The sequence below is a fragment of the Halonotius sp. F2-221B genome, from assembly GCF_046719765.1.
GTDB lineage: Archaea > Halobacteriota > Halobacteria > Halobacteriales > Haloferacaceae > Halonotius.
The window spans coordinates 33,122-50,049 of record NZ_JABEBY010000001.1; the positions used below are offsets into that span (position 1 = coordinate 33,122).

At 63.0% G+C, this 16,928-nt stretch carries 19 protein-coding genes; 16 read left to right on the forward strand and 3 right to left on the reverse strand.

Features of this window, described 5'->3' with window-relative positions:
- Window positions 1-7: 7 nt before the first annotated feature.
- The 8 genes from lrpA1 (at window position 8) to HKK80_RS00215 (ending at window position 7,395) form a co-directional block, all read left to right on the forward strand.
- Entirely contained in the window at window positions 8-436 is a 429-nt protein-coding gene (gene lrpA1, locus HKK80_RS00180; RefSeq protein WP_411797596.1) for an HTH-type transcriptional regulator LrpA1, read from the forward strand.
- 1,043 nt (window positions 437-1,479) lie between these two features.
- A complete protein-coding gene (locus HKK80_RS00185; RefSeq protein WP_411797597.1) occupies window positions 1,480-1,872 on the forward strand; it encodes a DUF5805 domain-containing protein in 393 nt (130 codons plus the stop codon).
- Window positions 1,869-2,927: a tyrosine-type recombinase/integrase gene (locus tag HKK80_RS00190; protein ID WP_411797598.1), complete on the forward strand. Its 1,059-nt coding sequence runs from the start codon at window positions 1,869-1,871 to the stop codon at window positions 2,925-2,927. Before HKK80_RS00185 ends, HKK80_RS00190 begins: the two co-directional genes overlap by 4 nt.
- Window positions 2,928-3,159: 232 nt before the next feature.
- Window positions 3,160-4,017, forward strand: coding sequence for a hypothetical protein (locus HKK80_RS00195; RefSeq protein WP_411797599.1), 858 nt, complete (start codon window positions 3,160-3,162; stop codon window positions 4,015-4,017).
- On the forward strand, window positions 4,010-5,356 hold the full coding sequence (locus tag HKK80_RS00200; RefSeq protein WP_411797600.1) for a YcaO-like family protein: 1,347 nt from the start codon (window positions 4,010-4,012) through the stop codon (window positions 5,354-5,356). Before HKK80_RS00195 ends, HKK80_RS00200 begins: the two co-directional genes overlap by 8 nt.
- A 2-nt stretch (window positions 5,357-5,358) precedes the next feature.
- A complete protein-coding gene (locus tag HKK80_RS00205) occupies window positions 5,359-6,126 on the forward strand; it encodes a SagB/ThcOx family dehydrogenase (protein WP_411797601.1) in 768 nt (255 codons plus the stop codon).
- Window positions 6,127-6,202: 76 nt separating this feature from the next.
- The gene (locus HKK80_RS00210) at window positions 6,203-6,415 is read left to right on the forward strand and encodes a hypothetical protein (RefSeq protein WP_411797602.1); all 213 of its coding nucleotides are present in this window, start codon (window positions 6,203-6,205) and stop codon (window positions 6,413-6,415) included.
- 77 nt (window positions 6,416-6,492) lie between these two features.
- The gene (locus HKK80_RS00215; protein ID WP_411797603.1) at window positions 6,493-7,395 is read left to right on the forward strand and encodes a ZIP family metal transporter; all 903 of its coding nucleotides are present in this window, start codon (window positions 6,493-6,495) and stop codon (window positions 7,393-7,395) included.
- A gap of 28 nt (window positions 7,396-7,423) precedes the next feature.
- Here HKK80_RS00215 and HKK80_RS00220 read toward each other — a convergent pair whose 3' ends face one another.
- On the reverse strand, window positions 7,424-7,852 hold the full coding sequence (locus HKK80_RS00220; protein ID WP_411797604.1) for a CopG family ribbon-helix-helix protein: 429 nt from the start codon (window positions 7,850-7,852) through the stop codon (window positions 7,424-7,426).
- Between the two features lie 218 nt (window positions 7,853-8,070).
- Between HKK80_RS00220 and HKK80_RS00225 the strand changes: the two genes are divergently transcribed.
- The 3 genes from HKK80_RS00225 to HKK80_RS00235 are packed head-to-tail and all read left to right on the forward strand — an operon-like array spanning window position 8,071 to window position 9,475.
- A complete protein-coding gene (locus HKK80_RS00225; protein WP_411797605.1) occupies window positions 8,071-8,340 on the forward strand; it encodes a glutathione S-transferase N-terminal domain-containing protein in 270 nt (89 codons plus the stop codon).
- Window positions 8,340-8,879 carry a redoxin domain-containing protein gene (locus tag HKK80_RS00230; protein ID WP_411797606.1) on the forward strand — a complete coding sequence of 180 codons (540 nt, stop codon included), beginning with the start codon at window positions 8,340-8,342 and terminating at the stop codon, window positions 8,877-8,879. The genes HKK80_RS00225 and HKK80_RS00230 overlap by 1 nt, the downstream gene beginning before the upstream one ends.
- A 41-nt stretch (window positions 8,880-8,920) precedes the next feature.
- Window positions 8,921-9,475, forward strand: a complete 555-nt coding sequence (locus tag HKK80_RS00235; RefSeq protein WP_411797607.1) for a hypothetical protein — start codon at window positions 8,921-8,923, stop codon at window positions 9,473-9,475.
- A gap of 24 nt (window positions 9,476-9,499) precedes the next feature.
- On the opposite strand, the gene guaB is transcribed toward HKK80_RS00235, so the two are convergent.
- Window positions 9,500-10,984, reverse strand: coding sequence for an IMP dehydrogenase (gene guaB, locus HKK80_RS00240; protein ID WP_411797608.1), 1,485 nt, complete (start codon window positions 10,982-10,984; stop codon window positions 9,500-9,502).
- Window positions 10,985-11,336: 352 nt separating this feature from the next.
- Between guaB and HKK80_RS00245 the strand changes: the two genes are divergently transcribed.
- From HKK80_RS00245 to HKK80_RS00265, 5 genes are all read left to right on the forward strand, one after another.
- A complete protein-coding gene (locus HKK80_RS00245) occupies window positions 11,337-12,161 on the forward strand; it encodes a DUF5794 domain-containing protein (RefSeq protein ID WP_411797609.1) in 825 nt (274 codons plus the stop codon).
- A gap of 86 nt (window positions 12,162-12,247) precedes the next feature.
- Window positions 12,248-14,272 (forward strand): MutS-related protein, encoded by a 2,025-nt coding sequence (locus HKK80_RS00250; RefSeq protein WP_411797610.1) that lies wholly within the window; start codon window positions 12,248-12,250, stop codon window positions 14,270-14,272.
- Between the two features lie 63 nt (window positions 14,273-14,335).
- Window positions 14,336-15,112 carry an alpha/beta fold hydrolase gene (locus HKK80_RS00255; RefSeq protein WP_411797611.1) on the forward strand — a complete coding sequence of 259 codons (777 nt, stop codon included), beginning with the start codon at window positions 14,336-14,338 and terminating at the stop codon, window positions 15,110-15,112.
- A gap of 127 nt (window positions 15,113-15,239) precedes the next feature.
- Window positions 15,240-15,506 (forward strand): AbrB/MazE/SpoVT family DNA-binding domain-containing protein, encoded by a 267-nt coding sequence (locus HKK80_RS00260; protein ID WP_411797612.1) that lies wholly within the window; start codon window positions 15,240-15,242, stop codon window positions 15,504-15,506.
- 3 nt (window positions 15,507-15,509) lie between these two features.
- Window positions 15,510-15,908: a PIN domain-containing protein gene (locus tag HKK80_RS00265; RefSeq protein WP_411797613.1), complete on the forward strand. Its 399-nt coding sequence runs from the start codon at window positions 15,510-15,512 to the stop codon at window positions 15,906-15,908.
- Window positions 15,909-15,992: 84 nt separating this feature from the next.
- Here HKK80_RS00265 and HKK80_RS00270 read toward each other — a convergent pair whose 3' ends face one another.
- Complete coding sequence (locus HKK80_RS00270; RefSeq protein WP_411797614.1) at window positions 15,993-16,904, reverse strand: 1,4-dihydroxy-2-naphthoyl-CoA synthase; 912 nt, start codon at window positions 16,902-16,904, stop codon at window positions 15,993-15,995.
- Window positions 16,905-16,928: the final 24 nt, after the last annotated feature.

A 16,928-nucleotide genomic window follows, 5' to 3' on the forward strand; every position in this document is an offset into this window, starting at 1 on the left:
AATACGTATGAGCACGACAGCGACGGAAGATCGTATTCTCTCCGTGTTGGAGGATGACGCTCAGGCCTCCTACGCCGAGATCGCCGAGCGGGCCGAGGTGTCGAAGCCCACGGTGCGAAAGTATATCCAACAGCTCGAAGAGGAGGGTGTGATCGTCGGCTACTCCGCCGAGGTCGACCCAAAGAAGCTCTCCTCACAGAGCATCGCCATGGTCGGTGTCGACGTTGCCAGTGATCTCTACGTTGAGGCGACACGGGCGCTCAAAGGGTTGGAGTCGATCGAGGCGTTGTACAGCTCCTCGGGCGACCACATGTTGATGGCGGAGGTTCGGGCTCAAGACGGTGACTCCCTTGGCGACGTGATCAGCGAAGAGATCCTCTCTATTGAGGGCGTTACCGCCGCCCATCCCTCGTTTTTGCAGGAACGACTCAAATAACCACCCGGGGCTGTTTGTTTCGCTTACTTCAAACTTGGCGGCGCGACTCGGCACAGATTCTGTATAGCAGTATAGAATTTATATGTTGGTCGCCGGACGATCCAGATCCACACACGCTCGTGCTCTCAGTACGCACGGACTACCGATCGGAACAGAGAACGTACGACATCGACCGGCTTGACATCACCAATGTCGCTTGTGGGCCATTGATACCGGTGTTATGCGGATGAATACCGAAGTGGTACCCCACGCGAGCATATCGGGTAAGCTCAGCCATAAGAGAGAGAACAACAGCGATGTCGTTCCTCACAAGAGACGAAGGGGGCGAGCGACGGACGACAGGTGGGTGATTCGGTTCCCACGCGAACGGTGGGATCATCGTTGCCAGGCTGTGCAGTTGGGCGACGGCCAAACTGCCTCCCGGAGGAAAATCCACCAAGGAAAGCGATCCTCAGGCACAGACCGTAGCGCGATTGTCGACAACCTGCTGTGCAGTTCCTCCTCATCGTGATCGTGCAGTTGGCGTGACTCCGACCCGATCAGCGAGAGTGTGACATTATGGCCTCGATGCTGCTGGCGGTGTGATCGCGGGTCGGTGGTGATTGATACTACCCTGTCGTGGGCGATCGTAGTCGACGACCACGACGAGAACAAGCCCACAGTGACTGCGGCGAGCCAACAGTAGCAACGCGTTCAGAAGCCTGAGTCAAGCGGAGCCGATACACGCGGGCCACCACTCAACGCTTGCCAACCAGCGGCCACAGTTGATGCGGCTGCTGCTTGAAGCAAACGGCAGGAACCAGGATCGAGATCGGTTCAATAACTCAGCGGTACCACCAGCTATCTCACAGCGGGACAGGTGGATACCACTGAACTGGCTCTATCACTCGACAATTCTTTTCGGTTAGGTTGTGTGTATAGTAAGGTTATTCTGCCGCATCACACACAGCTTACGGTCTATAGTGTGTATAGAATAGCGCATAAAATCCCTTATCAGCGCCAGTGTGGGTAGATTCAAGTAGCTGTTTTGCATACCCTGTTCCATGGCTGCTGACGACCAAAGTGACCGAGCGCGTGTCGTCACCTACGTCCCGACACGACAAAAAACCGAGTGGACAGAACACGCCGACAAGCTGGGCATGAGTCAGGCGGAGTTCGTCCGGACGATGGTGCAAGCCGGCCGGAAGGATTTCACAGTTGAATCAACCGGGGCTGTGGAGCCCGCTTCTGACCCCACAGACCCCTGGGGTGACGACCTCGAAACACGGGTGCTGGAGGCTCTCGAATCGAACGGGTCGCTGTCCTGGGAGCAGCTGGTCGAGACGCTTTCAGGCGACTTCGAAGACCGCCTCGAATCCTGTCTCGATTCGCTGCAAGCTGACGACCGAATCCGCTACAGCGGCCGCAACGACGGCTACACGAGGGTCGATCCATGAGTACCACCGCAACCACCGACGATCCGGATGACCCGATCGCGTACTTCCTTGAAGATCTCACCTACCACGGGAAAACCGAACGCACACGCGACGCCTACGGCCGCGTACTCCGGCAGTTCGAGGCGTTTCTGACAGATCCGGATCGCAACGCGACCGGACGCCCGCTGACCCCTTCGGAGGCAACCCACCGCGACTGCATGGCGTGGATCCACAGCCTTCGTAAGACGGTCACCGACAGCACAATCGCCAGCTACGCCGCCTATCTCCACCGGTTTTACGCCTATATGACACAGGTCGGGGTCTTCGAGTCGAACCCGATGACGCTTGTCGTCGAGGAGATGGACGAAACCATCGACAAGGATCCCGACCGTCGGGAGATCGGTCTCACGCGCATGCGACAGTTCGTCGCCGACATTCACCACCCGCTGGATCGCGCGCTGATCGTCACGCTGCTGAAAACCGGGATGCGGGTCGGTGAGCTCTGTAACCTTGATCTGCGAGACCTTGCACTCGACGACAGCGAGATCCAGGCCGCCGTCGACGCCGAGCCGCGGCCACAGTTGGAGACACGACCGGATTCGCTGTACGTTGACAGCGAACCGACGTACGGGAGCGTTCACAACGGCGAGGCGCGCGCAGCCTCGAACAAACGCAAGCGGGCGACGGTAATTCCCGTGGACGACGAGCTCAAAGCCACTCTCAAACGCTGGCTGGCGATCCGGCCCGACAGCCCCTCACCGGCCGAACCGTTGTTCGTCTACACATCGGGCGAGTGGGGCCAGCGACTCACCCCGCGAGCCGTTCGCAATGTTGTCACCGAGCACGCACAGGAGGCTGGCTGGTATGAATCCGGCGGGAACGCCGCTGACAACGTGACACCGCACTACTTCCGGCACTTCTTCACGACCCACCTCCGGGATCGTACCGGTGATCGCGGTGTGGTCAAATACCTCCGTGGCGACGTGGCCGACGATATCATCGATACCTACACACACAACTGGGGCGGGCAGGTCAGAGCGACCTATGAGGCGAATATCTATCGCATCGTCTCATAACACAACGACGATCGAGTGGTCGCGCTGTCTGAGAGGGAACTAATAAACTACATGTCGCTATAGAAAATTTCTGCGGTCGCCCGCCGACCGCGATCCCTGATGTGAGCCGCTGAGCACACACAGCAACGGGGTGCGAGGGGCTCACGCTCCGGTAGCTTCGATATCTCGTCGCATCGAGAGCCATCATCGACGCCCCGAGGTGTTATAGGGTCGACACGAGAACGCCATCCGCATGGACTCGTATCCGGCGACGTACAGTCCGACAGGCTACGGCATCCACGACGGCGAGGCGGTGGTTCGGACGCCCCATACGGTCAAAACGCTGCAGGGCGACGGCGTCGAACCGACCTGTGCGTTGCTGGCGGCGATGGATGGCACCACGGCGGCGAGCGATCTCATCGACCAGGTTCCCGGCAGCGATGCCGAGTACATCGACCGGCTGTATGCGGCCGGGGTGGCCTACGACGCGCGGGCGATTCCGGACGGGCTTCACGCTGAGGGCTGGGGGCGACTGCTTGAGCCAGCCCTCCCAGCGCTGGGCCACACGAATCACCACGAGATTCCGGCACGGCTCGAAGCGTCCGCAGTCGCTGTCTTCGGCGACCGAAAGCCAGTGTCGGGCGTGTGTTCTCGGCTGCAAGCAGCGGGCGTCTCCGTGGCTGACGGCCCCGCTGACGACCCGGACGTGATCCTGTTGAGTGAACAACTGGAGCGCGGTGAGTCGTGGATCGATGCCAACGAGGAGTGGGCCGCGTCGTCGGCAACGCTCCTCACGACGCGGCTGACCGAAACGGGCTGGCGGCTCGGCCCAGTCCTCACCGCGGACGCACGAGCGTGTCTGAACTGTGTCTATCAGCGCGTAGATGCGAACAAAGCTGGCGGCCAGCTCTTCACCGACGTGGTCACCGGCGACCCGCCATACATGGCTGCCTACACCGATACTGTCACCGAACTCCTGTTTCGGACGCTGCTCGGCGCACTCCCGCGATATCTGGACGAACAGTTCGTCGTCTATGACCACTACGAAGGCAGCATCGAGACGCCGCGGGTCTTCGCCAGCCCGAACTGTGAGGTCTGTGACGATGCCTGAGGGAAACGGGATCACAGTAACAAATGCTGGCGGCCGCGATGCCGCCGAGAAGCCAAGCGACCGCGAGCGACACCAAGCGATCGCACACCCGACGACGGGCATCATCACCGGTGTTCGACGCGTGCCAGTTCCCCCAGGCGAGCCACCGATCGAGAGCTACGTCGTCGACCGCGAGGATTTCACCCCGTTTACCGACGGACATTCGATGCCTCACGACGAAGGAGGTGCCGCGTTCAGCGAGGACGACGCACTCGTCGCCACCTACGGCGAGGCCATCGAACGCTACTGTGGCTGCGTCTATCAAGCGGATTCGTTTCGGACGGCAGCCTTCGACGACCTCACCGAGCCAGCCCTTGATCCGACAGCTGTGGTGAACTTTTCGCCCAAACAGCGGGCCGGGATGGCTGATGGAACCGACCTCTGTGGCACTGCTGACGACCTCTCGTGGGTTGCCGGCGTTGACCTTCAGTCGGGAGTGACAACCCACATCCCCGCGCAGTTGGTCTACCTGTCGTATCCACCGGCTGCCGAGCCCTTTATTCGGAATCCGATCTCGACGGGGCTCGCGGCCGGCTCCTCGCGGGCGATGGCGATCCACAACGGCCTCGCGGAGTGTATCGAGCGCGACGCGTTCATCTGCTACTATCTCACGGAAACCGAGCTGCCGGTGATCGATCTCGATACGGCACCGCCACGGGTTCGGCGGTTGAGCGACCGGGTGACCCGCCACGGGCTTGCGCTGACAATGTTGGACGCAACGACGGATCTCGGGGTGCCGGTCGCCATCGCGGTGTTGGTCGATCGGGCGCATCGACCGGCAGTAACCGTCGCCGCAGCGGCCGGCACGGACGCGACAGCCGTGCTCGAAGACGCGCTGGCTGAAGTCGTGCAAACGCGACTCTCGACGGTACACCGGCTGTCATCGGCGACCCGCTCGCCGGATGAGGTCGTCGCCAGCGAGATCGACTCCTTTGCCGACCGCGCGCTGTTGTGGGCCGCCCACGACCGTATCGCCGATCTGGGCTTTTGGATCGACAGCGACCGAACGACCACCTTCGACGCCTTCGCGCCCGACGAGCCAACCGATCTGGATCCCGTGGAGGCCGTCACGGCAGCAGGCTACGACGCCTACGCTGTCGATGTCACCACACGCGACATCGAGTCACTTGCTGTCACCGTCCAGCGGGTGATTGTCCCGCGGCTACAGCCGCTGTACCTGCTGGAGCGGTTGCGGTATTTCGGCGGTGACAGGCGTTCAACAATCCCGGTCGAAATGGGGTATCACAACACGCCAGTCGGCGAGGACGCGCTCAACACGGTTCCACACCCCTTCCCCTAACGATGACCAACCAACCCCCACTCGACGACGACTTCGAGTATCTCTACGAACGCTATCACAAAAATCTCCCACCGCTGGTGTCGGAAGCGACACTGGCACCGGACACAACCCCTGAAGAGTCGTCGAAACCGCAATACAAATCCTACCAGCGGGCCGAACGCATGTCGCTGCCGACCCCCGACTCCGCAGCGTTGTTATCGAGTCTCGGCCAGCGGGCGTCGTATACGGACGGAACCGAGCGACGACCGGTAACTGCGACCGAACTGGCGACCCTGCTGGCGTACTCATACGGCGAGAGTCGCGACACCGACGGGCCACCTCGCCGACCCGTCGCCTCAGGCGGGGCGTGTTATCCGCTTGAACTGTATCCGATCGTCCTCGACTCACCCGATATCGAGGCCGGCATCTACCACTACAGTATCCGCGATGACGCGCTCGAACAGCTCACAGCGGGCGAGTACAGCGACTGGCTGCGGGACAACTGGACGTGGATCACAGCCGAGGAACAGGTTGCTGCGGTCGTCGTGATCACGGCCCTGCCGGCGCGCTCGGCCGACCGCTACGGCGAGATGGGGTATCTCCTCGCCGCCATCGAAGCCGGTGCGGTTATCCAAAACCTCCAACTCGTAGCGACGGATCTCGGCATCGGGAGTCGACCGCACAACGGCCTACGCTACCGCGCGCTCAGAGAGCAGTTGCGGCTCCGCAGCGAGGAGTACCTGCTGTCAACCGTCGTCTTTGCCGGGAGGCCACCCGGCGACAGCGGGTGATCGTTCGGTCAGCGGTGCTGACTCGACGGCGATCACAGCCCAATCCTTTTGCCCGGATGCACCGACCCTTAGACTGATGACAAACGATCTCCGCATCCTCGACGGCATCTCCGAGTGGATCCGCGAGCGGATCGGCCCGGACGCCGAAAACCGACCCGATGAGCAGCCCGACAGCGGCGAGTCGGGAACCGCTCCTGGGTCGGACGACGAGGAAGAATCGAGCGACCGCGACTCCCCGGCCTGCTGTTCGGCATCGGGCAACACCGACGTGACGGTGTTCGACGCCTAACGACCGCCCGGCAACCACTCCCGGATGCGGTCAGCAATCCGCCGGATTTATTCGCAACAACGCTGTTTTCGATACCAGTGACTGCTAACTCGAAAGAGATAGTTAATACTGGGGTGCTCGGTCGCTCACGACTGGGATTTGTTTCGGTCGTCGGCCTCCTTGCGCTCTCGGCAGCCGCAGCCGGCGCGGTTCGGTACGGGATCGCCGGCATCGACGACTCCGTGCTGAAAGTCGTCGCCATCGGCTGGGTCGCCTTCGGCGCGATGGTCGGCGGCGCGTGGCTGGGTGGGCGGGCGACCGAAACCGATCCCTTCGGCCTCGTCTGGGGGTACGGGCTGGCCAGCGGCGCGATGATCACCAGCGCGGCGATGTTCCTCGTCCCACAGGCCATCGGCATCGCGGGCTCGGTTGGGACGCCACAGTTCGGCGGGATCGGCCTTGCATTCGGCGTGATCATCGGCTACAGTGCCCACACCATCGGTCATCGGCTGACCCACCTCAATGGTGCGATGGATGTCACCGCCGCACAGATCACGATCCACGCGCTGTCGGCGGGTGCGATCATCGGCATCGTCTATGGGTCGATGCCCTCCCTCGGGCTGTTGCTCGGACTCGCTATCGTCTCTCATAAGGGGCCGGCCGGCTACGCCGCCGCCCGCCGACTTGGCCGCGACGGTCGCCCCGCAGCCGTCCTTCTCCTTCCGGCGGCCGGCGTCGGGCTGACGGCGATCCCGACGGCCATGCTGCCGGTGCCCGAACAGCCGATCCTCAACGCCGTCATCTTCGGCTTTGCGGCCGGTATCTTCCTCCATGTCGCCATGGATTTCCTGCCGAACTGTGAGACCGGCAGCGAGATCGACCAGGTGGTCTCGCTGGAGGAGAACTCCCACGAACTCCTCGATCGGCTGCGGACGCATGCCCTCGCCAGCACGCTGATGGGCAGCCTCGTTGTTGTCGCCGCCTGGCTCGCTGTCGGCTGAGTGCGTCGGACTGGTGGCGACGCGCCGCTCAGCTCATATCCGCCAGCGGGCCGAACTCATCGACCGGGAGGACGGAGTAATCGACCGTCAGGGTATCCTTCGTCGCCCGAATCTTGCCGACAAACGTCGAGATCTCCTCCAGTGAGCCCTCAAGGACGAACAGTTCCATACAGTGGTGGCCACCAACGTGGCTGTGGAAGTTTGAGGTAACGATATCCTCGTGTTCGTGTCGAAGATGCATCATTTTCTCCTCGACACTGGTCGTCTCGTAATCAAACAGGACGGTAACGACACCCATTAGATCGCGGCCTTCGAGCTGTTTGTCTTCGAACTCCCCCAACAGTGTGCGGCTGGCTTCGCGGACAACCTCACTGCGGCCGGTGTACCCGTGATCGTCCGCAAACTCATCGATTCGTTCGAGCAGCTCTTCGGGCATCGAGACGCTGACAACGCTCATATAGCAACCAACGCGGAGAAAATTAATAACTATTAGCATTCCTGGCGGCACACGCCGTGGTGAGTTGCTATTACCGGACAGATGAGAGACGAACAGCGTCTCAGGGAGCCCTCTCACCGCCGCCATTGGCATCGCCACCACCGAGGATGCCCCACACCATTGTGGGTCCGCCGACCAACAGCGACATCTTTACCCGACACTCGGCCATGGTAACGATAATGAGCGATACCGACGAGATGACACCGATCACGCTGTATCGGCTGCAGGCCTGTCCGTTCTGTGAGCGGGTTGTCCGCAAGCTCTCGGGGTATGACCTCCCCTATACCTCCCGGTTTGTCGAACCGATGCACTCCGATCGCAACGTCGTCAAGCGGATCAGTGGTGCGCGTACCGTCCCCGCGATCGTTGATGAAAACACCGGCGTGACAATGTCTGAGAGCGGCAACATCGTCGAGTATCTTGACAAAACGTACGGAGGGGCCGACTGATGGAGCTTGAGTTCGATATCGTCGAGCTGCCGGCGACCGACCACCCGACAGCCGGCGAGACGGCACCGGAGTTCACCCGCCCGCTGGTGACCGACGAATACTGGGCGGACGTGTCGCTGTCCTCGTTGCTTGATGACGATCCGCTGTTACTCGTCTGTTATCCGATGGACGGCGCGTTCCCGGCGACCTACATCTGGAACGAGCTTCGGGATCGGGACTTTGCTGACACGTTCCAGCTCACGATCGCGGGGTTGTCGATCTCGACGCCGTACGAACACACGACGTTCATCGAGGAACGCGGGATCGATGTCCCGCTGTTCAGCGATCCGGCCAACGACGTGGCCGAACAGTACGACATCGTCAACGATCTCGACGGGATGGCCGGGGTTGCCGAGCCACGACCCGCGGTCTTCCTTCTCGACACCGACCAAACGGTGCGGTACGCCTGGGTTGCCGACGAGTGGCCGGCGTTCCCGCCGTACGACGAGCTTGAAGACGCGTTGGCGACCCACTGTGAGATGAAACCACTAGGTCAATAGCGTCCATAACTGTCTTTCTGGAGGCACCCATACACGCGGCTATGCAGATCCGCGATTGGCAGGACATCCTCTCGACGGTTGTCGATAGCAACCACGACCCGGAGGGGTGGCGGGCGATCGCCGGCCAGCGAGCCACGGGCGTCGGCGAGGATTTCTATCTCGGCCACCCCGACGGCGGAGTCTACCACCTCAAAACCTACGCGAAAAATCCAACCGAGCTCCGCGGCGTCGGCACGCAGATCGCCCGCAAGATCGACGACGAGATCGATCCACTGCTGCCGCGCCGCGGCGACGACCCTGGTCGGTTTGCGATGCAACAGCCACCCGAAGATGAGTCCGACGCCGAAGCGATGGCCTCCCAGCTTGAATCGACCCTTCGGCACCACGCCGACAGCGAAGCGTCCGCCGAGCAGTTCTTTTCGGATGTTATGGATGCGGTTGACAGCCCGGCGTTCGGCCCGATGGAGTACGAGCTCAGCGAACGACCCGATCGCTTGGAGAATCTCTCCGAAACATTTGATGAGGCCGAAGAACTGCTGAACGCGGAGCTCGATGAGCTCATTGAGGACGACGACGTTGGCCGTGGGTTCCACTAACAGCTCCCCACAGCCGCCCAACAGCTACTCGTCGGGGCTGTAGTTCGGGGCCTCGTCGGTGATCATCACGTCGTGTGGATGGCCCTCGGTTTGGCCGGCCGCCGAGACGCGGACGAACTCGGATCGCTCCTTGAACCCGGGAATCGTCTCCGCGCCAACGTAGCCCATCCCTGAGCGCATCCCACCGACAAGCTGGTGGAGCTCTGAGGCCAGTGTTCCCTTGTACGGCGTTGCGGCCTCAACGCCCTCAGGGACGAACTCCTCGCCGTCCTCATCGTCTTTGAGATAGCGGTCGCCGCCGCCGGATTTCATCGCGCCGACGCTGCCCATTCCCCGATATTGCTTGTACTTTTTGCCGTTCATCGTGATGACGCGGCCGGGGGCTTCCTCGGTGCCCGCAAAGTACGAGCCAAGCATCACCGCGTCCGCGCCGGCGGCGATCGCCTTGATCGCATCACCGGAGTAGCGGATTCCGCCGTCGGCGATGACGGGAACATCTTCCTGGGCTGCCACGTCGGCGACCTCGGCGACCGCGGTGATCTGTGGCATCCCTGCACCGGTGACGACGCGTGTGGTACAGATCGAGCCCGGCCCGATACCAACCTTCATTCCGTCGGCGAAATCGACGATCTCCGCGGCGGCCTCGCGGGTGCCGACGTTGCCGACGACCACGTCGGCGTCGACCGCCTGTTTGATCTCGCGGGCGGCCTCGATGACGTTCAGGTTGTGGGCGTGGGCACAGTCGATAAAGAGGACGTCCGCGCCGGCCTCGTCGGCCGCGGTTGCGCGATCGGTCTCGAAGGGGCCGACGGCGACACCACAGCGGAGGCGGCCGTCCTCGTCGCGGGCGGCGGTTTGGTGCTCCCGTCGCTGGAGGATCCCCTGCATCGTCACGAGGCCGACGAGGGTGTCGTTGTCGTCGACGATCGGAACCCGTTCGATCTTGTACTCGTACATCAGCTCTAGGGCGTCGCGGGCGTCGACATCCTCGTGGGCGGTGATGACCTCGTCGGTCATCGCCTCCCGGACATGATCGGTCTCGCCGACCTCAAGGAAGGGGCGGATGTCGGTGCCCGAGATAATCCCGAGAACGGTATCGTCGTCGTCGACGACGGGCGCGCCGGAGACTCCCTCTCGGCTCATCATCTGGTCGACCTCAGCGACGGTCTGGTCGGGGTTGGCGGTAACAACGTTTTCGCGGCTGATCACCAGCTCGTCGGCGCGTTTGACGCGCTCGATCTCGGCGACGGTCTCCTCGATCTCCATGTTGCGGTGGAGCACGCCGAGACCCCCCTCACGGGCCATCCCGATGGCGGTATCGCTTTCGGTGACGGTGTCCATCGCCGCCGAGAGCACCGGGATGTTGAGTTCGACGTGCTTCGAGACACGCGTCGACACATCGGCGTCGTCGGGTTCGACACGGCTCTCTTTGGGGCGGAGCAACACGTCGTCAAACGTCAACGCCTCCGGTACCTCAAGTTTCTGCGAGAAGGGACGGTCTGATTCCATATAAATCGTCGCCGTGGCCGGTGGAAAAACGTTGCGAGTCGCCCGCTCCCTGTGGCCTCGCCACACTCGTCGGCCACACGCCGGGGTAGCTGTTGATCCATGGGTATGTAGCTGTGTCCCACGGAACGTTTAACAGCGATCCGGCCCTATCTGTGGGTGTATGTACTCCCAGCTGAATTCCACGTCGCTTCGGGTTGCACAGCAGCGCGGCTCATCTGCTGGAACAAATCCGACAAAGACGTGGACGCTGTTTGCGGCGGTACTGGGAGTCGCGTTCGCTGTCGGCGGTCGACGCAGCGACCGATTACGACGGGAACACCGTTCGGCCGATGGTGACGGCCCCTAACCCGCGATGAGTGTCTCGGAACACCCGGTCGCCCTCACCATCGAGCAGCGCGTCGGCGGTGCGACGATGCTGTTGGCGACGGTGATGGCACTCCCACTGCTCGATGGGCTGTTCGTCGCGCTGCTGCTGGCCGGCACGCTTGCGACGCCGGTCGGGATGCTTGAGACCGGCCTGTTGGTCTTCGGTGGGTCGGCGACCGTCGCGGTCATCCTCGCGGAGTTAGACGAGAGCCGGCGATCGATGGTGCGGTCGGTGCTGTTGATCGGCGCGGGGCTGATCCCGTTGGCCGCACTCCAGGCCGTGATTGCCCCGACTATCGAGAGTGCCCTTGAGCTGGCGATCTTCCAGCGGTTCGCTGGGGTCGTCATCCTGGCGATCGCCGCCAGAACGGTCAGCGCGAAGGTGAGCGACTACCTTCCGTCCCCGGGGGTGATCATCCTGCTTGGGCTGCTGGCCAGCGTTCGCCCGTCGGCGCTGACCGTGGAACTCGTTGTCGACGGCGAGCTACTGGCGCGGGCCGCGATCACTGCCGCCATCGGCGTCGGCTTTGCGCTCGCAGTGGCTCTTGCCGCACCCGCGCTCCGTGGCGTCGTCGACCTCGATCGGTTCCGATTCGGGAGTGCCGTCGCCCTCGGCGTGTTTGCGCTGCCAGTTGTCGGGGTGCTCAACACCGACGCACCGATCGCGTTGGCGGTGTTGGTCGTCTCAGGGCTGTTGGCCTACTCGCCCGACGGCGGCGATGAGCCCGAGCAGGACGCCGAGGAGCCCCCGGAGTCGGCGACCGAGACCGACTACGCACCGGAGGATACCGCCCGTGCACCCTGGCTGTAAGCGCAAGCACCGTGCTGTGAGCGCGATCGGGGGTTCGGCAGCATGACCCGTATTCTTTAGTCGTCGCCCCCGAGACTCGCAGGCGAATGGCGTTCGAATCGATCCCCGGTGTCGGCGAGAAGACCGCCGACGCCTTAGCCGAGCTTGACGATCCCGAAACCGCGTTACAGCAGGGTGACGTGCTAACGCTGATGGACGCGCCGGGCGTCAGCGAAGGGCGGGCGGCCGCCATCGCCCGCGGGGCGATCCGGCAGCGACATGACGACCCCGGCGGGCTGTTGGCGACCGACCAGGCCCGCGAGTTGTACGACTCGGTTCTCGAACTCCTCCAGGAGCGTGCGGTCACCACCTACGCAAAAAAGCGGCTGGAAACGCTGTATCCCGCAACGAGGGAGTCCCGCATCGAGGAGGTGAGAGCCACGGTCGACGACGCGCTCACGCGAGAGCCGACACCCGAACTCCGGACGGCACTGGCCGATGTTGCTCCCCTCGATTCACCATCCGGCCTTCGCGTCCGCGAACGCTGTCTGGCGACGACCGACGCCGAACGCTACGCCGCTGCCCGGGAGGCGATCCCCGAACTCTCCGCGGAGGTCGTCGACGACGGCCACGACATCGAGGAACTCGCTCGATCGTATTCGACGGTGATCGTGCTGGACGAGGCCTTCGCCGGCGGTGATTTCAGCGGCGACGTGCGGGTGCTGCCTGACGCGCTAGAGTCGCCCGCGGCTGTCGTTCCCGAACGACTGCTTGCCTTTTTTGCCGAGAACCGCCAGCGGCTGCTGGCGGCTGCTCGCGTCCACGAGGCTAGTGAGTTGGAGCCACCGCTCGAACTCGACGCGCTCACCGATGGTCTCTCGCGGGTTGACGAGGACGGCACCATCGTCGGCGACGAGGAGCTGGAGCGGTTGGCCACCGCCGTCGATGATCTTGATGCCGCCGTTGGAACCGCCGAATCCGTCGCCAACGACCATCTTCGAGACGCGATCAAAGAGCGGGATGTCACCATCGAAGGGCAAGATTTCCTTTCGTTGGTCGAACAGGGGGCCCGCGTCGACTCGCTGCTCGCTCGGGAGCTTGATGATGCCTTTGACGCCGCGCTCCAGAAGGCCCACGACCACCTCGTCGACAGCCTCGACCTCACCGGTCACGAGGCCGAGTTGGCCGACCACATCTTCGGCGGCGAGCCGACCTTTCCGGTCTCCCGGCGCGACGATGCCGTCTCGCGGCTTAACACCGAGCTGACGACCGCCCGCGACCGCCGATCAGCCGAGCTGAAAGCCGACCTCGCCGACGAGCTAGCGGCACTCAAAACGCCTGCCGAGGAGCTGGTTCGGAACGCGCTCGAACTCGATGTCGAGTTGGCGATCGCCGCCTTCGCCCGCGACTTCGACTGTACGATGCCGGAGTTCGTCGGCGACGCTGCTGGCGCAGACGGCAACGATGACGCCGACGATGACGACGCACCCACGCCGGGGTTCACCATCGAGGGCGGTCGATCACCGATCCTCGATGTCGACTTCGCGGCCGTCGAGCCGGTCGACTACAGCGTCGAAGGGGTGACACTGCTATCGGGTGTCAACTCCGGCGGGAAAACTTCCCTCCTTGATCTGGTTGGACTGATCGTTATCGCCGCCCAGATGGGGTTGCCGGTGCCGGCCGACCACGCCCGGCTGTCCCGATTCTCCGAGCTGCACTACTACGCCAAATCACAGGGCACACTCGACGCCGGGGCCTTCGAGAGCACGCTCCAGGATTTCGGCGACCTCGTCGACGGGGCGGACGGTCGGCTTGTCCTCGTCGACGAGTTGGAAAGCATCACCGAACCGGGCGCGAGCGCGAAGCTCATCGCCGGCATCCTCGAATCCCTCTATCGACAGCAGACCGCCGCGGTCTTCGTCTCCCATCTGGCACGGGAGATCCGCGAGGCCGCCGCCATCGACGTTGCCGTCGATGGGATCGAAGCCGTTGGGCTCGTTGACGGCGAGTTGGAGGTGAATCGGTCGCCGGTGAAAGAGCATCTGGCGCGGTCGACGCCGGAGCTGATCGTCGAGAAGCTGGCCGCCGATGATGACGGCGAGTTCTATGAATCGCTGTTAGAGAAGTTTTGAGCGACAGCAAGCATGTCGCCCTCGATCGAGTGATCCTTGCCGCTGGAGCCGCCATTCGCTCGCATGGAAACGGTCACCGCGGCAGATGGTACCGAGATCGCCGTCGAACACGACGGTGACGGCCCACCGCTGATCGCTCTCCACGGCAGTGCCGCCACCGGCGAGAGCCTCCAGCCGATCGTCTCCCAACTCGCTGCCGACTACACCGTCACCGTGCCGGATCGCCGCGGTCGCGGGGCCAGCGGCGACGGCGACGACTACAGCCTCAATCGAGAGGTTGCAGATCTACAGGCTCTCGTTGACGCTGTCGATGGCGAGCCGGTGGTATTGGCCCACTCCTTCGGCGGGTTGGTCGCGCTTGCGGCCGCGCCGACGGTGGATATCAGCCGGCTCATCCTCTATGAACCAGCGGTCACGGTAGGCGAATCGGCCGACCCACCGCTGAGCGCACAGGTGCGATCGCTTGCCGACGAGGGCAGTGACACCGAGGCGATGCGGCTGTTTTTCGAAGCCGGCAGCGGAATACCTGACGTGACGGCGATGCCATGGTGGCCCGAGCAGATCAACATGGACTGGGTCGAGACGGTGATTCGGGAACTGGAGGCTGTGGAGACCTTCGAGCTACCGGCACTTGATTTCGAGACGCCGACGCTGCTGCTGACCGGCGAGCATGGCCCACGACATCTCGCGGAGGGAGCCCGCGCCGTCGTCGATGCCCACCAGGAGAGTCGCCTCATCGATATCGAGGATGTCGGTCATCTTGGCCTGCTGTCGGAACCGGAGCATGTGGCGGAGTTAGTGACGACGTTCGTTGACGATCCTGCTGCTGTCGGGCAATAGCGGTCGCGTGACTTTTTCCAGGTGGCCGTCCTCGACAGCTATTGACTGTTCTGTAGTGGTCAGCTCTACGTCGACACCCCCAATTATACGGGAAAATATTACGTGAGACACGGTCGTACTACTATTCATGGGAACAACAGCCGACGAGCGGGGACGGATCTACCTCCCAAAAGATGTGCGGGATCGCTACGGGGATCGCTACCGGATCGTCGAACTCCCGACCCACGTCGTGTTGTTACCGGTCGATGACGACCCGATCGAAGGGCTTCGAGATGCCGTCGGCGATGCGTTCGCGGACATCGACCACGATGATATCGAGGGCGAATCGATTGCGACTGCGAAGGCTGAGATAGACGCCGAGATAGACGACCGTGAACGGCAGACGTCCGAATAGCGGATGTACGTCGAAACTGATTTTCTGATGGGCCTAGCGAAACAGGACGACTGGCTCCAGGACGCCGCACTCGACGCACTGGAGAAGTACGACGATATTCACACGTCGATAACCGCCTACACCGAATTCTTCGTGGTTGCGTACGATCCCGAGGCCGCCGACTACACCGTCGACATCGGGCGTGTCGTCGCTGACCTCGTCGAGCTAGTTCCCGTGCAACCGCCCGAACACGAGGAAGCGGTGCTCACGGCTGCGGTGCTCGCTGCCGAGCAGGGGTTCACCCCGTTCGACGCGATCCATGCCGGGATTGCGATTGTCACCGACGAATCAGTGCTATCTACTGAGCAGGATTACGATACCATCGAACTCGATCGAATTCCCCTCGATGAACTCGGTTCGTAATCGGGTGACAGAATCCGGGATAATGCCGACGCAGCAACGTCTCTCCTCGATTCAGCCGACTGCCGAACGGTTGTTTTACGTACGTCAGTAATGCCACGGGAACTCGTCGAAATCCGGCTCCCGATCCTCTAAGAACGCATCCCGACCCTCTTTCGCCTCGTCGGTCATATACGCCAGCCGCGTCGCCTCGCCGGCGAAGACCTGCTGGCCCATCATCCCATCGTCGGTCGCGTTGAACGCGAACTTCAGCATGCGCATCGCCGTCGGGCTCTTCGCTGTCATCTCCGCGGCCCATTCGAGGGCTACCTCCTCCAGTTCCTCGTGCGGAATCGCCTCGTTGACCATCCCCATGTCGGCGGCCGCCTCGGCGGAGTAGGTTTTGCCGCGGAAAAACACCTCGCGGGCCTTCTTCTGGCCGATCTGCTTGGCGAGATACGCCGAGCCGAAGCCGCCGTCGAAGGAGGCCACGTCGGGGTCGGTCTGGAGGAACTTGGCGTGGTCGTCGCTGGCGAGGGTGAGATCACAGATCACGTGCAGCGAGTGGCCGCCGCCGACGGCCCACCCCGGCACCACGGCGACGACGGGTTTCGGCATGGTGCGGATGAGTCGCTGGACTTCGAGAATGTGGAGCCGGCCGGCTTTGGCCTGCTGGACTGCGGGGTCGTCGTCCTCGCTCGCCGCGTCGTCGTCGCGGTACTCGTAGCCCGAGCCACCCCGCACCGACTGGTCGCCACCCGAGCAAAAGGCCCAGCCGCCGTCCTCCGCTGGGCCGTTGCCGGTCAGCAGGATACAGCCGATATCAGCCTGTTTGCGGGCGTGATCCAGGGCGGTGTAGAGTTCGTCGACCGTGCCGGGTCGGAAGGCGTTGCGCACCTCGGGGCGGTCGAAGGCGATCCGCACCGCTGACACGTCGATAGCGCGGTGGTAGGTGATATCGTCGAACGCGAAGTCGCCGACCGCCTCCCAGCGGTCGGGATCGAAGAGAGCCGAAACCATACCGGGAGGTGGGGCGGCGAGGAC

Coding starts and splice junctions, on each gene's coding strand:
- lrpA1 (WP_411797596.1), top strand. CDS start 8: ATGAGCACGACAGCGACGGAAGATCGTATTCTCTCCGTGTTGGAGGAT.
- HKK80_RS00185 (WP_411797597.1), top strand. CDS start 1,480: ATGGCTGCTGACGACCAAAGTGACCGAGCGCGTGTCGTCACCTACGTC.
- HKK80_RS00190 (WP_411797598.1), top strand. CDS start 1,869: ATGAGTACCACCGCAACCACCGACGATCCGGATGACCCGATCGCGTAC.
- HKK80_RS00195 (WP_411797599.1), top strand. CDS start 3,160: ATGGACTCGTATCCGGCGACGTACAGTCCGACAGGCTACGGCATCCAC.
- HKK80_RS00200 (WP_411797600.1), top strand. CDS start 4,010: ATGCCTGAGGGAAACGGGATCACAGTAACAAATGCTGGCGGCCGCGAT.
- HKK80_RS00205 (WP_411797601.1), top strand. CDS start 5,359: ATGACCAACCAACCCCCACTCGACGACGACTTCGAGTATCTCTACGAA.
- HKK80_RS00210 (WP_411797602.1), top strand. CDS start 6,203: ATGACAAACGATCTCCGCATCCTCGACGGCATCTCCGAGTGGATCCGC.
- HKK80_RS00220 (WP_411797604.1), bottom strand. CDS start 7,852: ATGAGCGTTGTCAGCGTCTCGATGCCCGAAGAGCTGCTCGAACGAATC.
- HKK80_RS00225 (WP_411797605.1), top strand. CDS start 8,071: ATGAGCGATACCGACGAGATGACACCGATCACGCTGTATCGGCTGCAG.
- HKK80_RS00230 (WP_411797606.1), top strand. CDS start 8,340: ATGGAGCTTGAGTTCGATATCGTCGAGCTGCCGGCGACCGACCACCCG.
- HKK80_RS00235 (WP_411797607.1), top strand. CDS start 8,921: ATGCAGATCCGCGATTGGCAGGACATCCTCTCGACGGTTGTCGATAGC.
- guaB (WP_411797608.1), bottom strand. CDS start 10,984: ATGGAATCAGACCGTCCCTTCTCGCAGAAACTTGAGGTACCGGAGGCG.
- HKK80_RS00245 (WP_411797609.1), top strand. CDS start 11,337: ATGAGTGTCTCGGAACACCCGGTCGCCCTCACCATCGAGCAGCGCGTC.
- HKK80_RS00250 (WP_411797610.1), top strand. CDS start 12,248: ATGGCGTTCGAATCGATCCCCGGTGTCGGCGAGAAGACCGCCGACGCC.
- HKK80_RS00255 (WP_411797611.1), top strand. CDS start 14,336: ATGGAAACGGTCACCGCGGCAGATGGTACCGAGATCGCCGTCGAACAC.
- HKK80_RS00260 (WP_411797612.1), top strand. CDS start 15,240: ATGGGAACAACAGCCGACGAGCGGGGACGGATCTACCTCCCAAAAGAT.
- HKK80_RS00265 (WP_411797613.1), top strand. CDS start 15,510: ATGTACGTCGAAACTGATTTTCTGATGGGCCTAGCGAAACAGGACGAC.
- HKK80_RS00270 (WP_411797614.1), bottom strand. CDS start 16,904: ATGGTTTCGGCTCTCTTCGATCCCGACCGCTGGGAGGCGGTCGGCGAC.